Below are 19,156 nucleotides of genomic sequence, written 5' to 3' on the forward strand. Positions count from 1 at the left end.
ATTACGAAAATGATACGGCAGGCTCGTCTTTGTGCAATAGCTGTTCTTTTTCCTTGACGAGAGGAATGACTTCTTCACCAAAACGCTGCAAATCTTCTTCGTAGTGAAAATGCCCGGTTAAAACGAGATCTATGCCAATTTTCTTTAACTCAATGATTCGATCAGCGACCTGTTCGGCTGTACCGATTAAACCCGTCTTAAATCCATCATTATATTGAACAAGATCCTCGAACGTGGAATTCGCCCACATTCCCTGTTTATCTCTCGTCGATTGCCCAGCCTCTTTAACCGCTTCTTTAAAGCCGTTAACTGCTTCAACATCAGCGTTTGCGACAATATCCCTTAATAATTGAACTGCCTCTTCCTCAGTATCCCTGACGATAGCGAAGCCGTTAACCGCAAACTTTAAGCTCCGCCCTTCTTTTTCAGCAAGCTTTTTTACTTCATCTATTTGGCTTTTAAAGCCTTCAAGTGTATTTCCGTTCATAAAGTAATAATCAGAAACGCGGGCCGCCATTTTCTTGGCCGCCAAAGAATTCCCACCCTGGAATATTGGCAGTTCTGCTCCCTGAACCGGTTTCGGTTTGAGAGGAGCTTCATTTATGCGGTAAAAGTCTCCTTTAAAAGTGGTTGTTTCTTCTGTCCACAGCGATCTTAACACTTGAATAAACTCTTCAGCCCTCCGGTATCGTTCATCATGTTCAAGCCATGGCTCTCCATATCCGATGAATTCCTGCTTGAACCATCCGCTGACAACATTGACGGCGGCGCGTCCATTGCTTATTTGATCCAGAGTAGCCAGCATTTTTGCGTATACACCAGGGTGCCATAAGCCCGGATGAACAGCAGAAATCAATTTTAACTTATCTGTGACTGAGGCGAGTGCAGAAGCAAGCGTGATTGCCTCCAGCTGGTTTTCTGCTCCATAGCTTGCAAAAAAGCGTGTTTGCAGCAATGCGTAGTCATAACCGGATTGTTCCGCAATTTGCGCATATTTTTTATTTGATTCAAAATTCCATCCTGTTCTTTGAGGCTGTTTGGACACAACAAGCCCGCCGCTGACATTTGGTACCCAGTATGCAAATTGCAGATTTCCCATAAAGTAATCGTCTCCTTTTTTAAGTAGATTTCACCTTGTCTTGTTTAGTTTGGTGCACGCGGCTTACATAATTGATTTACTCTTTTTTTATTAAAAATTTGCACATTTCTTACGGAAAATCAAAAACCCCCTCACTCAGGAAGAGAGAAGGGGTGTGGATGAATACATTCAACGATCCGCCTTCTCATCTTCGGAAATAATGATGTTTCCTCTGAATTTGGCACCGGGCAAATGAATGCTGGTTGCCGAGGCTTCGCAGGGTCAGTCCCTCCACCTCTCTTGATAAGAAGAATAGAAATATTAACTTATAATGAACATCATAAACACTGCGCACTAATTCGTCAACCTTTTTCGAATTTTTAATCAATTCAAACAGACTGAACCTATATTAGAGGCCAGGGGGCTTTAATGATCTCTTTGCCTCACACGGCTTTCGCGTCTCCAGACTGCTTCCTTTAAATCATCCTGAACGCTTTTCTCCCACAGTTTAACTCCAGAATTGTAAGCAGCTCGGCTGATCAGATGTCCGGCGACCGGAGACGTTATAAAAATAAACACAATCCCAAGGATGATTCTCGAATTGAAGTGGTCTTGTTCGATATAAAAATAAATAAAGGTTCCAAGCAGGATGGACATTACCCCGAGAGTGGCGCTTTTGGAAGCGGCATGGTTCCGGGTATAAACATCCGGCAGGCGGACCACCCCAAAAGCTGCTACCAGGCTTAAAAATGCCCCAATAAGAATGAACGCTCCGCTTATAAATCTAAAGATCTCGATCACTTTCAATAATGACCCCCTTTTCAAGATATTTTGAAAAGGCAACGGTTCCAATAAAGGCAAGAATCCCAATTAACAAAATGACTTCGAGAAATGCACTTGTCCTGAGGATAATCGATACAATCGCGATAATCGCAACGAGATTAATGCCGATCGCGTCAAGTGCGACAACCCGGTCAGGAACACTTGGTCCTTTAATGAGCCGATATATGAGCCCGAGCATTGACAGTGAAATAAATAGGAGCGACAACTGCATCACGACATTAAACACTAGCGGCTCACCTCCATGATTGCCTTTTCGAACGTGTTCTTAATACTGCTGATTGCGTCTTCAACATCGTCAATATCCATTGCATGGACATAAAGAATTTTGTTGTCTGGCGAAACATCAACAACGAGCGTTCCGGGCGTTAATGTGATCAGATTGGCCAGCACAGTGATTTCCCAATCCTTTTCGAGTACGGTAGGCAATGCAAAAATCCCCGGCTTCATGTCGAGCTTTGGCCTTAAGACGACCTTTAAAACCGCGATGTTGGATAACACAAGCTCTTTTAAAAAAATAAGCAACAGAGCAATCACTGCGTTCACCCGGTGTAAATAAAAACGGGAGTTGAAAAACCGCCTGAAGGCAAAAATAATCAAGAGCCCGAAGAGATAACCAACAAAAAATGTGACCACGTCAAAAGACACGGTGATAAACATCCATGTGAACGCTAATAGAAAGTTTAATAAAATTTGAAATGCCATAGTCCATTACTCCTTCAATACAGCTTCAATGTAAATGGACGGATCGGATAATGTTTCTGCAGCCTTGATAATGTAAGGCATCAAAACCTCTGTGCCGATTCCATATAAAACAGATAATCCCACCAATACGAATGGAGCAACCATCAGGGCTCCGACGGGCACTTTATCCTCACCTTCAAACGTCCGCGGATTTCCCCAAAAACCATGAATAAATACTTTCATTACGGAAAACAGCATAAGCAGGCTTGACATAAGGACAATGGCCGCACCCCAAAATCGCTCTCCTTCAAATCCCCCTTGGACAATTAACAGTTTTCCGGCAAAACCGCTTAGTGGTGGAATCCCGGCGAGCGCAAGGGAAGCAAGGAAAAAACTCCAGCCAAGACCGGGATACCGTTTGATCAATCCGCTAAAGCCGCGTAAGTTGCTGGTCCCAGTTATGGCAATCATAACACCTGCGAGGAAAAAAAGGGCTGCTTTGATAATCATATCGTGCATCAGATAAAAAATTGAACCCGCTAAAGTAGTCGGCGTCATCACTGATACGCCAAACAAAATGATCCCGACAGCAACGATAATATTGTAAATAATGATCTTATTGACATCCCAAAAGGCAATCGCGCCAATTACTCCGAAGATGATCGTCAAAATCGCCAAAACACTTAAAATTTGGTGTGTGTAACCTGCGTCATGATTGAAAAACAATGTATATGTGCGCATGATCGAGTAGACGCCGACTTTTGTGAGCAATGCGCCAAACAGCGCCGTGATCGCTGACGGCGGAGCATAATAGGATCCGGGGAGCCAAAAATAAAGCGGGAAAATGGCGCCTTTTAATCCGAAAACAATTAAAAATAATATGGCAATCACGGTGAGAATTCCGGACTGGTTCGCTGCGTTGATGCGCTCTGAAATATGAGCCATGTTCAGCGTGCCGACAACGGAGTACAGAAAACCGACAGTAATAACAAACAATGCGGAAGAAATAACATTCACGAGAATATATTTGATCGATTCACGAAGCTGTATCTTTGTGCCGCCATGGACAATTAATACGTAAGATGCCATCAGCAGGACTTCAAAGAATACAAACAGGTTAAATATATCACCGGTCGTAAACGCCCCATTGACACCGACGATTAAAAATAAAACGACCGGATAATAATAAAACCTTTCTCTGTCTTCTCCAATCGAGCGGAATGAGTAGATGATACAAGTAAACGCTATAATGCTGGTCGTTAATACAAGCATAGCGGAAAGCATATCGGAAACAAGCGTGATTCCGAACGGGGCTTCCCAATTGCTTACATCCATCGTTTGGATGCCTTCGGTTTTGACTTGTTGAACCAGCATGACCGAGACAATCATTGTAATAAATGAGGACAGGGCGGCACCCCATCGCTGGATTTGGATGTTTTTGCTGAAAAAGATCAGCAGGACCCCTGATATTAAAGGGATCAATATCGGCATTATAATCAAATTATTCATGTCTTTCGGTACCTCTCAAACGCTCCATATTATCCGTCCCCAGCTCTTGGTAAGCCCTGTAAGCCAAGACAAGGAAAAACGCGGTAACTCCAAAGCTGATCACAATCGCTGTTAAGATGAGAGCCTGTGGAATTGGGTCAGTATAAGTTTCAGCATGTTCACCCAATAATGGTGGAGCCCCCCGCTTAAGACCTCCCATTGTTAAAAGCAAAAGGTGGGCACCATGGCTCAATAATCCTGTCCCGATGATGATGCGGAGCAAGCTTTTTGACAGCATTAAGTAAGTGGCAGACATAAACAAAATTCCGATAACAAAAGCCATTAAAATCTCCATTATTCATCCTCCCCTATCGTTTGAATAATGGTCATTGTTACACCGATAACAACAAGAAACACACCAGTATCAAATAAAACGGCTGTATGGAGTGAAGTTTCGCCTAACAGCGGCAAATTCACACTGGTAAATGCATGAGTCAGGAATGGGACATCAAACAAAAGACCACCTAATCCAGTACCAACAGCAAACAACAAGCCAAGGCCGATTAGATGCTTATAATCAATCGGCAATACATTGGCTACCGTTTTCATGTCAAACGCCAGCAGCAATAAGACGATCGCACCGGAAGTCATTAATCCGCCGACAAATCCGCCACCTGGATAATAATGGCCGGCGAAAAACAAATGGATAGAAAAAAGAATAATAACGAAAACGGTTATTTTTGTAACAGTCTGTAAAATAATGTCATTTGTTTTCATCCCTCTTTCCTCCTTGCCAGCCGAAGCTTAATCATTGTAAAAATACCTAGTGCGGCAATGCCCAGCACCGTTATTTCAAACATCGTATCAAAGCCTCGGAAATCAACAAGAATTACGTTAACCATATTCTTTCCGGCAGCTTCCTCATATGTGTTTTCAACATAGTATTCGGCAATTGACTCAAACAGCTTAGTGCTATGTGCGGATAAAGCAATCATCGTGACAATGGCTCCGACTCCAATTGATATAACGGCGTTCGTCAATTTAAAGCGAATCCGTTCTTCAGTCCGGCTTATTTCAGGCAAATGGTAGAAGCAAAGCAGGAACAATGAAACAGAGACGGTTTCAATAACAAGTTGAGTTAAAGCAAGGTCAGGTGCACGGAAAACAACAAACAGCAAGGAAACCGTATATCCAATAGCCCCAAGTACAATGATTGATGTCAGCCGCGATTTAGCGAAAAGAATCGACACCGCTGAAATAGCGACGACCAGGACCAAAATTGCTTCATAAAACCGGATAGGAGATACATCTGAGGCGTCTATAGCGAACGCATTCTTTACAAACAGTGTCGTCCCGACCACGATGGTGAAGAAAGCGAAAATATAGACTAAATATGTGCGAATATACCCGTTCATATATGTACTTGTTAACCGGAAGGAGCCGTATTGGGCTTTTTCCAGTCCCTTGTCATATAACCTGTTTAAAGCAAGCTTGTCCGGAAGCAAGCCGTAGACGCTTTGCCATTTTGCCAGAGTGAGATAAAGAATGGTCCCCAGTATGACGACTCCCAATGTCATGAACAATTCCGGCGTAGGTCCATGCCAAAAAGAAATGCGCACATCAAAGGCAAGGCCCGGCAATATGGATGTCATCGCTGGCGCAATCAGTGTCTCTGACAGGATATTTGGGAGTACCCCGAAAATAATGACAAGAGAAGCGAGAACCAAAGGCGGAATCAGCATCCCCAATGGTGCTTCATGTGGCTTACGATCAAGTTTCTCAGGCTGGTACTTTCCGGCAAACGTTTTAAATACGATGATCATGCTGTAAACAAAAGTGAAAATGCTGCCGATCCAGGCGATAATCGGAAACAGCGCACTCCATGTATCAAGCTTAAAGATATTCATCTCCATAACCCTGAGCATGCCGGTGAAGAACATTTCTTTACTTAAAAACCCATTAAACGGCGGCAATCCGGCCATTGAAAATGCTCCGACCAGCGCCAGTGTAAATGAGATAGGCATCAGATTGATTAATCCGCCAAGTCTTCGTATATCGCGTGTTCCTGTTTCGTGGTCGATAATTCCGACAACCATGAAAAGGCTGCCTTTAAAGGTAGCATGATTGATAAGATGGAACACAGCAGCTGTTACAGCAACCGTAAAGTAGCTGTTATCCAGCTCTTCAAAATGGATAGCTGCAGCTCCGACGCCCAGCAGCGACATGATCATGCCGAGCTGGCTGACTGTAGAAAAAGCAAGAATCGCTTTTAAATCCGTCTGCTTTACCGCAGAAAAAGACCCCCAGAACAATGTCACGATTCCAACACCTGCGACAAGCCATAACCATAGGCTGTGTTCAGCGAATATTGGCGAGAACCTCGCAACAACATAAATACCGGCCTTAACCATCGTCGCTGAATGAAGGTAAGCGCTGACAGGAGTAGGTGCTTCCATTGCATCAGGAAGCCAAATGTGGAAGGGGAATTGTGCCGATTTTGTAAACGCCCCTAAAAGGATACATAACAGTGCAGGCACAAATAATGAATGAGTAAAGATCTCCCCGGACCGGCCGATCATTTCCGTAATGCTAAAAGTTCCAGTCATTATATAAAGCAGAAGGAAACCGCCAAGCATGGCGAGACCGCCGAATACCGTGATAAGCATTGACTTTTGTGCACCATAACGTGATTCTTCCCGATGGTACCAGTAGCCGATCAGCAAAAAGGAAGAAAAGCTTGTCAGCTCCCAAAACGTATACAGAACGATCAGATTGTCCGATAGAACTACCCCGAGCATCGCTCCCATAAACAATAGCATATACACATAAAAAGTATTAAGTTTTTCTTTATCCTTTGATAAATAGTAGATCGAATAAAGAACGACGAGGGAGCCAATCCCGGTAATTAACAGGGCAAACAGCAAACCAAGCCCGTCTATTTTTGCCGAAAAATTGATGTCGAGTGATGGAATCCATGCAATCGTCTTGATAATGGAGGAGCCATCTCGTGTCAGAGATATGTACTGTAAAAAATAAGTGAAGAGAACGATAGGCAGAGGCAGTACAAACCAGCCGGTATGGATTTGCCGAAAGTACTTATGTAATAAAGGTATGGCTATCGCCAGCAATAGCGGTGATAAAATAGCAAGATGAAGCAATGACAAAACATAACCCCCTTAATCGAAATTCCAATGAGCTTGTCTCTGTGAAACATGAATGGATTTAAGTTCTTTATCACTATTTCCAATTACTGAAATATAATCCTCCATGCAATACATCCTTTGAGACACAGTAAATGTAAAAATCCCTCATTTCGATCTTTAGAACAAATTATAACCTAAATCAAAACGGCATGCATGCAAAAGCGCTAGATTGGAACAGAGTTTGGACCTCATTATTAAATATGTAAAAACCCGTTGTTTTCAGAAAAAATTTTTTTATGAATAATACTTTGGTAACGTATGCACACTAATACAAGGTGGTGTGCAACATGTTGAAAAAAGCGATTGTTTGCCTTTTTGTCTTTTTGCTAATGTTCTCAAGTGCGTGGTTTTTAAATCAACAAACAAAAAGGCAATCTTATGTTCCAACCGGGGATGAAGAACATATCGAGATCATCCCAATTCATGATCAGGGTGGAGTAAACGAAAAATTTGAAGTTCAAAAAACGTTTGGTCCAAGGGAATATGTAAGAGTCCGGGCCTCGTAGAAGCCGCAGCGAGTCATTAATAATGTGTATTGAGTGACTCTTAAATACAGTGTTCAAAAAGACTGGACACGCAAATTATAAACAGTATCATACCAGGAGCTGGATCAAAAGAACCAGCTCCCTTTATATGTTTTCATAAAGCGCATATTGTTTGATTAAAGGTTGTGCAAAGCCGGGATTTCAATCATAATAGGTCTTGTTAAAGGAAATGAAACCGGGAGACCAACATATGAAGAATACTTACTTAACAAGCTATTTCCCGCTTATGTCGATTATTTTGTTCAGCCTTGCTCTTGCGATCCGTGCCGAGTTATGGCTGCTCGATTTTTTAAAGAATATTGGTATTTATAAAGGGATGCTCGAATTCTTTTCGGAAGGGGGAATAAAGCTTTCCCTGCTGGTTTTATTGGTGGTCGTTTTTTTTATGGTGTTTGCTGCGTTAAAATTGGTAGCTGATACAATCAACGGATTATCCCTGCTGTTTTTTTCAAAGGATTCTGAGGGGGACAGCTTGAAAAAGATTCGCAGCGGTTCGGTTATTTATTTTGCCGGCAGTGCATTATCAATTGCCAGCATGTACAGCTTTATCGGGATCGGTGCAATCCTGCTGCTTACGACAGTCATTTATTTTATTTATTTTGTACATAAAATAAGCCAGGACCTCTCTGTTGCCGGGATCATTGGAATTATTTTCTTTCAGGTTGTTGTTTGGGCATCACTCCTGACAGGTGTTTTCTACTTATCTATTAAAATTTATAACAGTGTAATGGCAAGTTTGCCAGTTTAAAAGGCGGAAGGGATTAGCCCTCCGCCTTTTTCATAATGCCATCATTTAATTCACAATATCCCGCCAGATCATCAGCTGTGGCGCCTTGTTTTGCAGTGATTCAATGCTTTTCGGCTGGTCCTTGCCAACCCAAACACCGGCGGTTAAATCGTCCGTATAGCCGACAAACCAAAGATCTTTAAAATTATTGGTTGTTCCGGTCTTCCCTCCTGCTCTCCGGTTTGGAAGGAAGGCTTTGCGTGCGGTCCCGGAGGACACCGTTTTTTGTAAAAGCTGATCAACCGTTTGGCTGGTTTGTTCACTCCAAATCTGTACGGGCTGGTCATTCCATGCATAAAGGATTTGTCCGTTTCGGTCGGTCACCTTTCGAATCGCTCTCGGGGTCCGATATTGGCCGCCATTCGGGAAAACAGTATAAGCGCCCGTTAATTCGAGCGGTGTCATCCCATACGTAAAACCGCCAACAGCGGCGGGCAACACGTGGTCTTCGCTGACTACTTTTTGAAAATGAAAATGACTAATATCGGCAAAGCCCTCGTTAATGCCGATTTTCTCAAGCAGCCTGACTGCCGGAGTATTATAGGAATGGATAAAAGCCTGTTCGATTGGGACCCGCCCATAGGTGGCCCCATCGTAGTTTTCCGGGCAATAGTTTTTGTTGCAGTATCGGCCTGCATCGACTTTTTCCGCAGCTGAAGCTTTTGTTCTTTCAAAGTATGGGGCGTAGACGAGCAGCGGCTTGATGGCGGACCCTGGCTGCCGATATGCTTGATAGGCGCGGTGAAAATCATATTTTTGATAATTTTTGCCGCCGGATAAAGCGATAATTTCCGTGTTGTAATGGCGGACCACCGCTGCTGCCCCCTGGGCATCGACATTCCCCAAATGATTCTCGACTGCCCGTACCGTTTTCTCCTGGATTCCAGGGTCCAGCGCAGTGTGGATCATAATACCGGAAGACAGCAGATCGTCCACTTTTGCGGCCAGCTCCTCGCCGATCATTGCCTTTTCTTGTTCAGATGCGTTGGCAAATCGGGCTTCGTATCCGTCCTGGTGGGCGACAAGTCTATGCAACTCATCTTCTACATAGGCAGTATAGTCAGGAAATTGGTCGGCGCGCTTTTTTATATGGAGAACGATCGGCTCCCCTTTTATTTGCTCCGCCTCCGGCCCGCCGATAAGTCCGCTTTGCCCAAGCTGGTCAATCAGCCTTTCCTGGCGCTGTTTTGTCCGGTCAAAATGTTCAATGGGATCGTAAAAGGAGGGGTTGTTCGGGATGGCCGCCAGAAAAGCTAACTCGCCCTTTGTCAGCTGGGCAGTGTTTTTATTGAAATACAATTCTGCAGCTGCTTCAATTCCGTATGCCCCGTTTTGAAAATAAATAGCGTTTATATATAGCTCCAGTATTTGATCTTTTGAGAAGGTCCGTTCGAGTTGGTATGCATATAACATCTCGCTGAGCTTGCGGTTATACGTTTTATCATGGCTTAAATATAGGTTTCGCGCTACCTGCTGGGTAATCGTGCTCCCGCCCTGCTCGATCCCGTCTGCTTTAATATTGACGGTCAAAGCCCGGCCAATTGCAGTTAAATCAAACCCTGGATGTTCATAAAAATTTTGGTCTTCACTGACAATAAAGATATCTTTTAGAAAGGGCGGGATCTGTTCAGACGGCAAAAAAATCCGGTTCTCTTGCTTGTAAAGCTCGGCTGCGATGCCGCCATTTCCGTCCAGGATCAGGCTGGTTTGCTTTAGATTTGTTTGTTCCACTTGGATATCTTCCAAGATTGTGTCCAGGCTTTTTGCCTTCTTTGCTTCTTGTGTAGCATAAAATACCGTACCAACTAATAAAGGGAAAAGAATCAAAATGATCAAATAACCGCTGAAAGTCCGCAAATTGTTATCCCGTTCCTTCTGTATAAGAATATGTATGCCGCAATGAAAGCTCATTTTCAAAGTAATGATCAGCCCCGGCACTTTTCTTATAAACTATTAATCTCAGGTAGAGGACTGGGCCAGCTCTCCCGATTTTCTGACACTCCACCATAATAAGCCAAAAGCAGCGAGGAATAAAGCACTTGTTACAAAAAAGACGGTGGAAATGTCAAATAATCCGGAGACCAACCCCCCCATTGCCGGCCCTATTACGTTTCCCATAAATTGAAACGAAACATTGTAGCCAAGGATTTCTCCTTGCATCGCAAGCGGTGCCATCTGGCGGATGTAGGCGGTGATGCACGGAATCACCCCGCCAATTACCACGCCAAATAGAAATCTAAACAGGATAAGCTGCCATAATGACTCAACAAGTCCCTGCGGAATAAACAGCAGGGCTGAGAGGCTGAGCAGGATCATCAACACCCGGTCATGCCCTGCTGAATCACCGAGCTTCCCCCAGCCCCGGGTAAAAAGCAGGTTTCCAAAGCCGGTTGCCGAAAATGCCAGCCCGGCCAGAAAAGCGATATTGCTGGAATGGTTTAATTCATTGACGTACAGGGCAAGCAATGGCTGGATACTAAAATTGGCTGTGTTGACAAGCAAAGACAATATCATAATGGTCAGCAATATCCGGTTATGAAAAATAAGGCTGACGACGTCCTTCCGTGAAAAAGTTTTGCTGCGCATCGCTGCTATTTGCTGCCGTTTCTCCTTTATGCCGACTGTAACTAAACCCGTTGCCAGAGCGATTACAACCGAGGTGATCAAAAAAGTATATTGAAACCCGAAGATATCGGCCATAATTCCTCCGATCAGAGGACCCAATAAGCTTCCTGATACTGTTCCCATTTGCAGGGTTCCCAACGTTTTCCCGGCAACTTCCTTTCTCGTTTGCGATGAAATCAGTGCAAGCGATGTCGGGATAAATCCAGTGACAGCCCCCATCGCAAGCCGCAGTATAAATAATCCATGTACAGAATGAACCAGGCCCATTAAAAAGATACATGTAGCAATGCCAAAGCCTGTAATAACAAGAATTGGCTTGTAGCCGTGCTTGTCGCCAAATCTTCCCCATAATGGCGAAATGAAAAAAGCAGCTAAAAATGTAACGCCAAAGACGAATCCGGACCAGCGTTGTACATAATCATCGCTAAACGTTCCCATCGTCTCAATGTATAAAGATAAAAACGGCAAAATCATCGTTGCACTTGCTGCGACTAAAAAATTGGCAAACCACATAATCATCAAGTTTCTTTGCTGTAACTGAATCGTAAACACCTTCTTGTTCGAGTTTTTCCCAAACTAATCAACGAGTGAAAATTTATTTCGACTATCTAAATATTAATTTTATAAAAAAAAACCTAAAATGGAAAGTCTGCAATGAAAAAATAGGGATAAATAATGCAGAAAATTTAAAAATTTAAAATTGAACATGATATAATGGTTAAAACAATCGCTGTAAGGAAGTTTTTATTCACGGAATTGGTTGATTCACAAGGGGAAAGCAGGTGAATAAGTGAAGGAGAAGCACCGGTATTTATTTATTGATTTTGAGTTCACAATGCCAGACCGAAAAGGGAAGTTAACAGGGTTTTACCCGGAAATTATCGAAGTGGGTATCGTCAGCGTCGAAGAAGATAATATTTGCGAGCAATTTTCTTCATTTGTTATCCCTTTGCGTTTCCCCAAATTAACAGACCGCTGCAAATCGTTTCTACATATTTCGCAGGAACAAGTTAATCAGGGAATTTCTTTTTATGAATTGATTAAAAAATTGGAACAATTGGATCGGGGAGCTTCAAGCGAGATTGTCACGTGGGGAAATATGGATATGAGGGTGCTACGGCAAAACTGTGCAAAGGCAGGGTTGCAACTTCCTTTTTCCGGCAAGGAAATCGACTTATCGATGGAATATAAACAATTCTTTGGAGACCAAAACCAGACGGGTTTATGGAAGGCGGTCCAGGAATATGGAAAGGAAGGGACTGGCAAGCACCATCGCGCTTTAGATGATGCCATGACCACCTACAGCATTTTCCGTTTAGTCGAAAAGGATAAGCAATATTTGCAGAAGCCGACTCCTGTGACGATTGGTGACCGCGTTGATTTTTCCAAGCTATTAAATAAGTTTGCCTAAAAAGCCAAATCCCTTTTCATTGGAGATTTGGCTTTTTAGTTATTCAACTTGCGGCATTGTTTAATTAAAGTAATCTTGTTCTAATGATTCAAGATTTTTTAAACTCAGTTCGGCCCATTTGGAGCTGTCATTGGCCAGCTCCTCCTTCATTTTCAGGATTGCCGCCCGCAACGACTCATCATAGTCGGGCATGTCATCGGAAAAAGGCTTGACCATTTGCTTCGTAATGTTTGCTTGTTCCCGGTAGGCGAGCGCACGTCTTTCGTGGAAAAAGACTCCTTCCACTTCGTTCGGGCTATGTAAATCTCCCTGCTTCGGGTGCTTTAAAACAGCAAGGACTCTCACCAAGTAATGCGCTGGCCGAACATCCGTAATCTCCCCTGCATATTTTCCCGACTTATAATGGACGGTTACCTTATCGCCTATTTGTAATTCCATGACTGCACTCCTCCTTTGATTTTAATCTCTAAAAGTGTTATTGGCCTAATAATATGTTATCATAAAAACCTGAATCCAGAGTTTGCAATATTCGGAACGGTCAAACAGGAGTTTCCTGCCGCACTTTGTAAAAAAGACCCGGAGCCTATTGTAAACCCAGCTCCGGCAGAAAGGAAGAAACAAACGATGCTATGGTATGTGCTTTCCCTCTTTTTATATTTTCCCGAAGATAAATCTGAATATATCCCGTCGGTTATTACGCTTGTGATCTTTTTGATTGCGGCAATTTTAACGATGAGATTCATCATCATCGTCTCCAAACGGGAAGCCCGCAAAACGGAGGAGCTTGAAAAAAGAATAACCGGGCAAAACCAACGAAAAGAAGAACATTAACAGGGCTATTCTTCTGTTAATTCCCCAAAAACAAGACGAAAGTAGCTAAGCATAAAGGATAGCTCACCTGAGGAAGTTGAGTTTCTAATATCATATAAATAAAAAAGAATTGACTTTTAAGAGCAGTTTCCGTTATATTAATATTAATTCAATATTCCTTATTAAAAGGGGAGTAGCTGGACAATAAAGTCGTCATTTCGGGATACATATCTCCGGCTTTATTGGCAACCTTACCGTTGTTAGCAAGACCTTTACAGACGTGTGTAAAGGTCTTTTTATATGTTTCGGGGCCTTTACATGAGTAAAGGCCTTTTTTCACTGCTTGCGATCGCAAACAATGCTTTGTTTTCACGGTATAGGGTAATAGAGTATAGGTTCATCCCGCTATTAAACTCGCATAAGAGTTTGCGATTTTGTATCTGCCAGGCCGGTGAAACTTTATTGTCTGCAATTAATAAAATTCAAGGAGGAATTCGTTTATGGATGTATCAATTTTACTGGAATATGGCTGGGTTTTGCTTGTCCTTGTTGCGCTCGAAGGACTGCTGGCTGCTGATAATGCATTGGTTTTGGCTATTATGGTGAAACACCTTCCTGAGGAGGAACGAAAAAAAGCTCTCTTTTATGGTCTCTTTGGCGCTTTTATTTTCCGTTTCGGATCGTTGTTTATCATCTCGTTCCTTGTCGACGTTTGGCAAGTACAGGCCATTGGAGCTCTTTACCTTCTCTTTATCGCCATTAACCATATTGTCCGTAAATTCGTCAAACATAAGGACGGGGCTGAAGTGAAAAAGGAAGAAAAGAAGGGGTCTGGCTTCTGGGCGACTGTTTTTAAAGTTGAATTGGCAGACATTGCATTTGCGGTTGATTCGATTTTAGCCGCTGTGGCGCTGGCTGTGACGCTTCCGGACACGCCACTCCCACACATTGGAGGACTTGACGGCGGGAAATTCCTTGTCATTTTTGCCGGTGGTTTAATCGGTTTAATCATCATGCGCTTTGCGGCCAACTATTTTGTGACACTGTTGCAGCGCAGGCCAGGCCTCGAAATCGCTGCATTTATGATCGTGGGCTGGGTCGGGGTGAAGCTTGCCGTTTACACTCTGTCCCATCCGGCACTCGCTGTTCTACCCGAAGCTTTCGCGAAATCTTCCGAATGGAAAATCAGCTTTTACGTTGTCTTAATCTTAATTGCGCTTGGAGGCTGGTTTTTATCAAAGGATAAGCAAGTCCAGGCCAGTGAAAGAAGCTTATAAAGCATAGTTAAAACCCAAAGGCGCACTGGCCTTTGGGTTTTTGAATTTATGCAAAAGCTTTACTAAAACGCTCTAATCCTTCGATCAGAACATCACGTTGGCAGCCGATGTTCATCCGGACGAATCCTTCCCCGCCCTGGCGAAACTTCGTGCCCGGGTCAAGGGCAAGTTTGCCCTTTTCCAAAAGCCGCTCCCGTAATTGTTCATCTGTTAATCCGAGAGAACGGCAATCAATCCATAACAGGTATGTAGCCTGCGGCTCGATTAATCGAAACCGGGGCAGGCGTTCCTGGAAATACTTTTTGGCGATTTCAACATTTTCCCGCAAATAGTCAAGCAAACTATTAAGCCATGGCTCCCCGTGGCGAAAAGCGGCTTCCATCGCAAGGGTCCCAAACGTGTTTAAAGAGAAAAACCCCTGGCGCTGCTGGGCTTCTTTAAATTGCTGTCTCAGTTTTTCGTTCTTGATGATAATGGCCGCTGCTTGCAGTCCCGCTAAATTAAACGTTTTTGAAGGGGCGATGCAAGTGATGACATGGCTGCTGAATGGCTCAAAGGATGCAATCGGAATATGGCGGTGCGGTGAGAAAACCAAATCGGAATGAATTTCATCGGAAAGAATGAGGCAGCCGTATTTGGCACATAGTCTGCCGATCTCTTTTAGTTCATCTTCATTCCAAACCCGTCCACCCGGGTTGTGCGGGCTGCATAACAGGAATAACTTCACTCCCTGTTTTAAGCATGCCTCAAAATCAGTAAAATTGATCTCGTATTGCGAGCTTGTCAGCTCAAGCGGAGAGTTGACGACGATGCGCTCATTTTTTTCGACCATTTCAAAAAAAGGATAGTATACAGGTGACTGAAGCATCACTTTATCACCGGGAACCGTAAAGGCTTGAATCGCCGTGCTGATTGCCGGAACAACTCCGGATGCATATAACAGCCACGACCGGTTTATTTTCCAATCGTGCCGTTTGTCGAGCCAGCTTTGGATCGCTTCCGAAACAGAAGGCGGCACATAGGTGTAGCCGTAAATACCATGTTCAATTCTTCCTGCCAGCGCTTCCTGGACCTCTTCGGGCGGGCGGAAATCCATATCGGCTACCCACATTGGCAAAAGATCATCCGCACCGAAAACTTCCTTGGTCATTCCCCATTTTACAGAAGCGGTATTAGCCCGATCGATTTTTTCATGAAAATTATAGCCTGCCATCTTGTCACTCTCCATTCAATATTTATCCGCTGATACTAATATGATAAGATATCAACATAAAAAGTGAAAATAATAGGTGATCAAATGCAAACCCAACAAATAAATTTACAGCTTGTTGACGCTTTAAACAGCTGGGATCCTTTTCATTGCGGTGAGGGCGGATATGAGACGGAGATTGCCGATGTAGTCCAGGCCGTTCATGATGAAGATGATGCCAATAAGCTTGCCAGAAAAATTCAGGGCATATACGAGTTTTCCTTTGAACAAATCATTCCGCTCAACGACTGCAAAAAAATTGCAGCCGAATTGCTGGAAATTAAGGGCCGGGGATCCTGCTCAATTTAGTTGCGTAAAAGGCTGACCGGATCGAACGCCGGCCAGCATTTTTGCATGCAAAACGAGAATCTTCAACCCGTAAGAAACTTCTTAATATGATGATAAACCTCGGCGGGTCTTTCTTCGGGAACAAGATGCCCGGTATCTTTTAAGACGATCAGCTTGGAATGCTGTAAATCTTTATGCAATTTCCTGCCGACGCGGAGCGGAACAACCTTGTCATGCTCACCCCAGATCAAAAGACACGGGGTCTCAATTTGCCTGAGAACATTGGATGTTAAATCACCTTCCCGGTCGCGGATCATTCTCGTTAAAGCTTTGAAAATATTTTCGTCCAGGAAAGGCTGGAGATATCCGTTCTCCATTTCCTCATCAATCAGCGATCGGTTATGGACGACATTCTCCAAATTGTTTCTCAGTCCCGATTTTTCAAGGCGCCGCTTCACAAATACATGGAAAAACGGAAGATAGCTGGAAAATATAAGCGGCATTTTTGAAGGGCTGAGATATCCGGAGCTGCATAGCAAAACCGCTTTTTCCGCAAGACCCGGGCGGAAGTGCAGCATATTTAACGTGATTTGCCCGCCCATCGAGTGGCCAATAATGTTGAATTTATCAATATTAAGCGACTCCAGCAGGCCGACGATCGTCAGAGCGATATTTTGATACGAGTAATGAAAGTTGCGCGACTTGCCGCTTTTTCCAAACGGGGGGAAATCTATGGAGATTACGCTGTAATCATTCTTCAGCAGCGGGACTAACCTGCGAAAGCTGAAACTCGAAGAGAGAAACCCGTGCAGCAACACGACGGTTTCGCAAGACTGTGGATTTCGGTAATACTCATAATAAACGTCATTTCCGTTAATTCTTTTTGTTTCCGCTGCAGCAGTTGGTACCATTTTGATCTTCTCCTTGGAAATCTTTTTACCGTTAATTTCCCTTAGCTTTTCCACTATACACATAAAAGATTATCATTTTCTAAAATAATTACAGTAGTAATTTAAAAACATCATCTGGAGAGTATTGTTTTTACAAAAAATAAATACATAGTTTATTTTTAAAAAATAAATAAAAGGAAGCTATTTTTGAATGGAAATTTTGCTATAATGAACATATTTTATAAAGCAGAATTGAGGGATGGTTTCGATGCATTTAACCGATAAGGAATTGGAGATTGTCGAAATATTGGAAAAGGATGCGAGAACGCCGGTTGCTGACCTTGAAAAAATGGTTGGTTTGAAAGAAGGGAAAGCAGAAGAACTTCTTGCTAAATTAGAAGAAGCGAAGGTTATTGTCCGCTATGCGTCCGTCATCGACTGGTCGAAAGTGCAGGGCCATGAAGGTGTAACAGCGATGATTGATGTAAAGGTAACGCCGAAGCGGGGAGTCGGATTTGACGGGGTAGCCGAGAGGATTTACCGCTTTAAAGAGGTGAAATCGGTTTATTTAATGTCCGGGGCCTATGATCTGTCCGTGATTGTCGAAGGCAGGTCGATGAATGAAGTAGCCGGATTTGTATCGGAAAAGCTGTCAACTTTGGAATCCGTCATTTCGACGACGACGCACTTTATATTGAAGAAATATAAACATGATGGCACGGTATTTGAACAACAAGATGAAGATAAGCGGATTGTGGTGTCGCCTTGATGAAGCAAAAGACTGCATTTGTATCGAAAACCGTCGGACAGTTGAAGCCTTCTGGAATCCGCCGCTTTTTTGATCTTGCCGCCGGAATGGAAGGAGTCATTTCACTCGGGGTCGGGGAGCCGGATTTTGTTACCTCATGGTCTGTAAGAGAAGCAGCGATTCTTTCTCTTGAACAAGGCTATACTTCCTATACAGCCAATGCCGGGTTATTGGAACTTCGCGAAGAGATTAGTTTTTACATGGAGAACCAATTTGGAGTTCGCTATGCTCCCGGTTCAGAAATTATTGTGACAGTCGGAGCAAGCCAGGCTCTTGATATTGGGCTGCGGGCGGTGCTCGATCCCGGTGATGAAGCGATCGTCATTGAACCGTGTTTTGTTTCCTATGCGCCGCTGGTGACAATGGCTGGAGGAGTGCCTGTCCATGTCCAATCATTGAAGGAAAATGATTTTAAAATCCTGCCTTCCCAGCTGGAAGAGGCGGTCACGGAAAGAACGAAAGTCATCATGCTATGCTCCCCAAATAACCCGACGGGAACCTTGTTAAGTCCAAGTGAGCTTGAAGGGATTGCTGCTTTTGCGGAGAAGCATGATTTGCTAGTTTTGTCCGATGAAATTTATGCTGAGCTTGTTTATGATGAAAAATATGTTTCGATGGCTGCCATCAGTCGCATGCAGGAACGGACGATCGTTGTATCCGGCTTTTCAAAGGGGTTTGCGATGACAGGCTGGCGGCTCGGATTTGTCTGTGCCCCTGAAGAAATATGTGCGGCGATGCTGAAAATCCATCAATATGCGATGATGTGCGCTCCAACGATGGCGCAGCATGCGGCAATCGAAGCATTAAGAAATGGCAGCGGAGATGTTGAAGAAATGCGTAAAAGCTACCGGCGCAGGCGCAATTACTTTGTCCACTCCTTAACGGAAATCGGCCTTGACTGCCATGTTCCAGGCGGAGCATTCTATGCTTTTCCATCAATAGAAAGAACGGGGCTTTCTTCAGAGCAATTCGCAGAGCAGCTGCTGCTAATGGAAAAGGTTGCTGTCGTTCCGGGCAATGTGTTCGGGGAAAGTGGGGAAGGACATGTGCGCTGCTCATATGCTTCTTCAATGGAACAGCTCCAGGAAGCACTGAAACGAATCAATCGCTTTGTCAGCTCGATTTGTTAAGTTTAAGCAAAAAAAAGAGGCTTAACCATTCAGGTTAACCTCA

At 43.7% G+C, this 19,156-nt stretch carries 21 protein-coding genes and 1 riboswitch; of the genes, 8 read left to right on the forward strand and 13 right to left on the reverse strand.

The genetic code is table 11. The features are described 5' to 3' along the window. Position 1 precedes the first annotated feature (1 nt). The 8 genes from sfnG to CU633_RS01175 form a co-directional block, all read right to left on the reverse strand. Entirely contained in the window at positions 2-1,099 is a 1,098-nt protein-coding gene (sfnG, locus tag CU633_RS01140; protein ID WP_101657883.1) for a dimethylsulfone monooxygenase SfnG, read from the reverse strand. A gap of 181 nt (positions 1,100-1,280) precedes the next feature. After that, positions 1,281-1,388, reverse strand: a riboswitch (SAM riboswitch). A 116-nt stretch (positions 1,389-1,504) separates the two neighbouring features. After that, entirely contained in the window at positions 1,505-1,879 is a 375-nt protein-coding gene (gene mnhG, locus CU633_RS01145) for a monovalent cation/H(+) antiporter subunit G (protein WP_101657923.1), read from the reverse strand. Continuing rightward, positions 1,863-2,132, reverse strand: coding sequence for a Na(+)/H(+) antiporter subunit F1 (locus CU633_RS01150; protein WP_374703334.1), 270 nt, complete (start codon positions 2,130-2,132; stop codon positions 1,863-1,865). Before CU633_RS01150 ends, mnhG begins: the two co-directional genes overlap by 17 nt. A 14-nt stretch (positions 2,133-2,146) precedes the next feature. Beyond that, entirely contained in the window at positions 2,147-2,623 is a 477-nt protein-coding gene (locus CU633_RS01155) for a Na+/H+ antiporter subunit E (RefSeq protein ID WP_101657885.1), read from the reverse strand. A gap of 6 nt (positions 2,624-2,629) precedes the next feature. Then, positions 2,630-4,111, reverse strand: a complete 1,482-nt coding sequence (locus CU633_RS01160) for a Na+/H+ antiporter subunit D (protein WP_101657886.1) — start codon at positions 4,109-4,111, stop codon at positions 2,630-2,632. Beyond that, positions 4,104-4,445, reverse strand: coding sequence for a Na(+)/H(+) antiporter subunit C (locus CU633_RS01165; protein ID WP_101657887.1), 342 nt, complete (start codon positions 4,443-4,445; stop codon positions 4,104-4,106). Before CU633_RS01165 ends, CU633_RS01160 begins: the two co-directional genes overlap by 8 nt. Further along, positions 4,445-4,867, reverse strand: a complete 423-nt coding sequence (locus CU633_RS01170) for a Na(+)/H(+) antiporter subunit B (RefSeq protein ID WP_101657888.1) — start codon at positions 4,865-4,867, stop codon at positions 4,445-4,447. The genes CU633_RS01165 and CU633_RS01170 overlap by 1 nt, the downstream gene beginning before the upstream one ends. Further along, entirely contained in the window at positions 4,864-7,254 is a 2,391-nt protein-coding gene (locus CU633_RS01175; protein WP_101657889.1) for a Na+/H+ antiporter subunit A, read from the reverse strand. The genes CU633_RS01170 and CU633_RS01175 overlap by 4 nt, the downstream gene beginning before the upstream one ends. A 326-nt stretch (positions 7,255-7,580) precedes the next feature. Here CU633_RS01175 and CU633_RS01180 point away from each other — a divergent pair, with 326 nt between their 5' ends. After that, positions 7,581-7,799, forward strand: coding sequence for a hypothetical protein (locus CU633_RS01180; protein WP_101657890.1), 219 nt, complete (start codon positions 7,581-7,583; stop codon positions 7,797-7,799). A gap of 208 nt (positions 7,800-8,007) precedes the next feature. Then, the gene (locus CU633_RS01185; protein ID WP_257958367.1) at positions 8,008-8,586 is read left to right on the forward strand and encodes a YufK family protein; all 579 of its coding nucleotides are present in this window, start codon (positions 8,008-8,010) and stop codon (positions 8,584-8,586) included. Between the two features lie 45 nt (positions 8,587-8,631). Here the strand turns inward: CU633_RS01185 and CU633_RS01190 are convergent, their stop codons facing one another. Together CU633_RS01190 and CU633_RS01195 are read right to left on the reverse strand one after the other, a co-directional pair. Next, complete coding sequence (locus CU633_RS01190; protein WP_101657892.1) at positions 8,632-10,482, reverse strand: transglycosylase domain-containing protein; 1,851 nt, start codon at positions 10,480-10,482, stop codon at positions 8,632-8,634. A gap of 102 nt (positions 10,483-10,584) precedes the next feature. Then, positions 10,585-11,793 carry an MFS transporter gene (locus CU633_RS01195; protein WP_257958373.1) on the reverse strand — a complete coding sequence of 403 codons (1,209 nt, stop codon included), beginning with the start codon at positions 11,791-11,793 and terminating at the stop codon, positions 10,585-10,587. Positions 11,794-12,040: 247 nt separating this feature from the next. Here CU633_RS01195 and kapD point away from each other — a divergent pair, with 247 nt between their 5' ends. Next, positions 12,041-12,661, forward strand: coding sequence for a 3'-5' exonuclease KapD (gene kapD / locus CU633_RS01200; RefSeq protein ID WP_101657893.1), 621 nt, complete (start codon positions 12,041-12,043; stop codon positions 12,659-12,661). 60 nt (positions 12,662-12,721) lie between these two features. Here the strand turns inward: kapD and CU633_RS01205 are convergent, their stop codons facing one another. Then, positions 12,722-13,099 carry a kinase-associated lipoprotein B gene (locus CU633_RS01205; protein ID WP_101657894.1) on the reverse strand — a complete coding sequence of 126 codons (378 nt, stop codon included), beginning with the start codon at positions 13,097-13,099 and terminating at the stop codon, positions 12,722-12,724. 186 nt (positions 13,100-13,285) lie between these two features. Between CU633_RS01205 and CU633_RS01210 the strand changes: the two genes are divergently transcribed. Both CU633_RS01210 and CU633_RS01215 read left to right on the forward strand, forming a co-directional pair. Further along, a complete protein-coding gene (locus tag CU633_RS01210; RefSeq protein ID WP_101657895.1) occupies positions 13,286-13,492 on the forward strand; it encodes a hypothetical protein in 207 nt (68 codons plus the stop codon). Positions 13,493-13,971: 479 nt separating this feature from the next. Then, entirely contained in the window at positions 13,972-14,748 is a 777-nt protein-coding gene (locus CU633_RS01215; RefSeq protein ID WP_101657896.1) for a TerC family protein, read from the forward strand. A gap of 46 nt (positions 14,749-14,794) precedes the next feature. On the opposite strand, the gene CU633_RS01220 is transcribed toward CU633_RS01215, so the two are convergent. After that, positions 14,795-15,961 carry a MalY/PatB family protein gene (locus tag CU633_RS01220; RefSeq protein ID WP_101657897.1) on the reverse strand — a complete coding sequence of 389 codons (1,167 nt, stop codon included), beginning with the start codon at positions 15,959-15,961 and terminating at the stop codon, positions 14,795-14,797. Positions 15,962-16,045: 84 nt separating this feature from the next. Between CU633_RS01220 and CU633_RS01225 the strand changes: the two genes are divergently transcribed. Beyond that, positions 16,046-16,306 carry a DUF1871 family protein gene (locus tag CU633_RS01225; RefSeq protein WP_101657898.1) on the forward strand — a complete coding sequence of 87 codons (261 nt, stop codon included), beginning with the start codon at positions 16,046-16,048 and terminating at the stop codon, positions 16,304-16,306. Between the two features lie 62 nt (positions 16,307-16,368). On the opposite strand, the gene CU633_RS01230 is transcribed toward CU633_RS01225, so the two are convergent. Further along, positions 16,369-17,196, reverse strand: coding sequence for an alpha/beta fold hydrolase (locus CU633_RS01230; RefSeq protein ID WP_101657899.1), 828 nt, complete (start codon positions 17,194-17,196; stop codon positions 16,369-16,371). A gap of 247 nt (positions 17,197-17,443) precedes the next feature. On the opposite strand from CU633_RS01230, the gene CU633_RS01235 reads away from it, so the two are divergent. Both CU633_RS01235 and CU633_RS01240 read left to right on the forward strand, forming a co-directional pair. Next, positions 17,444-17,944 (forward strand): Lrp/AsnC family transcriptional regulator, encoded by a 501-nt coding sequence (locus tag CU633_RS01235; RefSeq protein ID WP_101657925.1) that lies wholly within the window; start codon positions 17,444-17,446, stop codon positions 17,942-17,944. Further along, entirely contained in the window at positions 17,944-19,113 is a 1,170-nt protein-coding gene (locus CU633_RS01240) for an aminotransferase (protein WP_101657900.1), read from the forward strand. Before CU633_RS01235 ends, CU633_RS01240 begins: the two co-directional genes overlap by 1 nt. Positions 19,114-19,156 lie beyond the last annotated feature (43 nt).

It is taken from the genome of Bacillus sp. V3-13 (genome assembly GCF_002860165.1).
Lineage (GTDB): Bacteria > Bacillota > Bacilli > Bacillales > Cytobacillaceae > Bacillus_BJ.

Bases quoted from the DNA above. Each gene is read 5' to 3' on its own strand.
- CU633_RS01225 (WP_101657898.1), top strand. From the start codon at position 16,046: ATGCAAACCCAACAAATAAATTTACAGCTTGTTGACGCTTTAAACAGC.
- CU633_RS01170 (WP_101657888.1), bottom strand. From the start codon at position 4,867: ATGAAAACAAATGACATTATTTTACAGACTGTTACAAAAATAACCGTT.
- CU633_RS01205 (WP_101657894.1), bottom strand. From the start codon at position 13,099: ATGGAATTACAAATAGGCGATAAGGTAACCGTCCATTATAAGTCGGGA.
- sfnG (WP_101657883.1), bottom strand. From the start codon at position 1,099: ATGGGAAATCTGCAATTTGCATACTGGGTACCAAATGTCAGCGGCGGG.
- CU633_RS01220 (WP_101657897.1), bottom strand. From the start codon at position 15,961: ATGGCAGGCTATAATTTTCATGAAAAAATCGATCGGGCTAATACCGCT.
- CU633_RS01150 (WP_374703334.1), bottom strand. From the start codon at position 2,132: ATGCAGTTGTCGCTCCTATTTATTTCACTGTCAATGCTCGGGCTCATA.
- CU633_RS01155 (WP_101657885.1), bottom strand. From the start codon at position 2,623: ATGGCATTTCAAATTTTATTAAACTTTCTATTAGCGTTCACATGGATG.
- CU633_RS01215 (WP_101657896.1), top strand. From the start codon at position 13,972: ATGGATGTATCAATTTTACTGGAATATGGCTGGGTTTTGCTTGTCCTT.
- CU633_RS01210 (WP_101657895.1), top strand. From the start codon at position 13,286: ATGCTATGGTATGTGCTTTCCCTCTTTTTATATTTTCCCGAAGATAAA.
- CU633_RS01180 (WP_101657890.1), top strand. From the start codon at position 7,581: ATGTTGAAAAAAGCGATTGTTTGCCTTTTTGTCTTTTTGCTAATGTTC.
- CU633_RS01160 (WP_101657886.1), bottom strand. From the start codon at position 4,111: ATGAATAATTTGATTATAATGCCGATATTGATCCCTTTAATATCAGGG.
- CU633_RS01230 (WP_101657899.1), bottom strand. From the start codon at position 17,196: ATGGTACCAACTGCTGCAGCGGAAACAAAAAGAATTAACGGAAATGAC.
- CU633_RS01165 (WP_101657887.1), bottom strand. From the start codon at position 4,445: ATGGAGATTTTAATGGCTTTTGTTATCGGAATTTTGTTTATGTCTGCC.
- CU633_RS01185 (WP_257958367.1), top strand. From the start codon at position 8,008: ATGAAACCGGGAGACCAACATATGAAGAATACTTACTTAACAAGCTAT.
- CU633_RS01235 (WP_101657925.1), top strand. From the start codon at position 17,444: ATGCATTTAACCGATAAGGAATTGGAGATTGTCGAAATATTGGAAAAG.
- CU633_RS01240 (WP_101657900.1), top strand. From the start codon at position 17,944: ATGAAGCAAAAGACTGCATTTGTATCGAAAACCGTCGGACAGTTGAAG.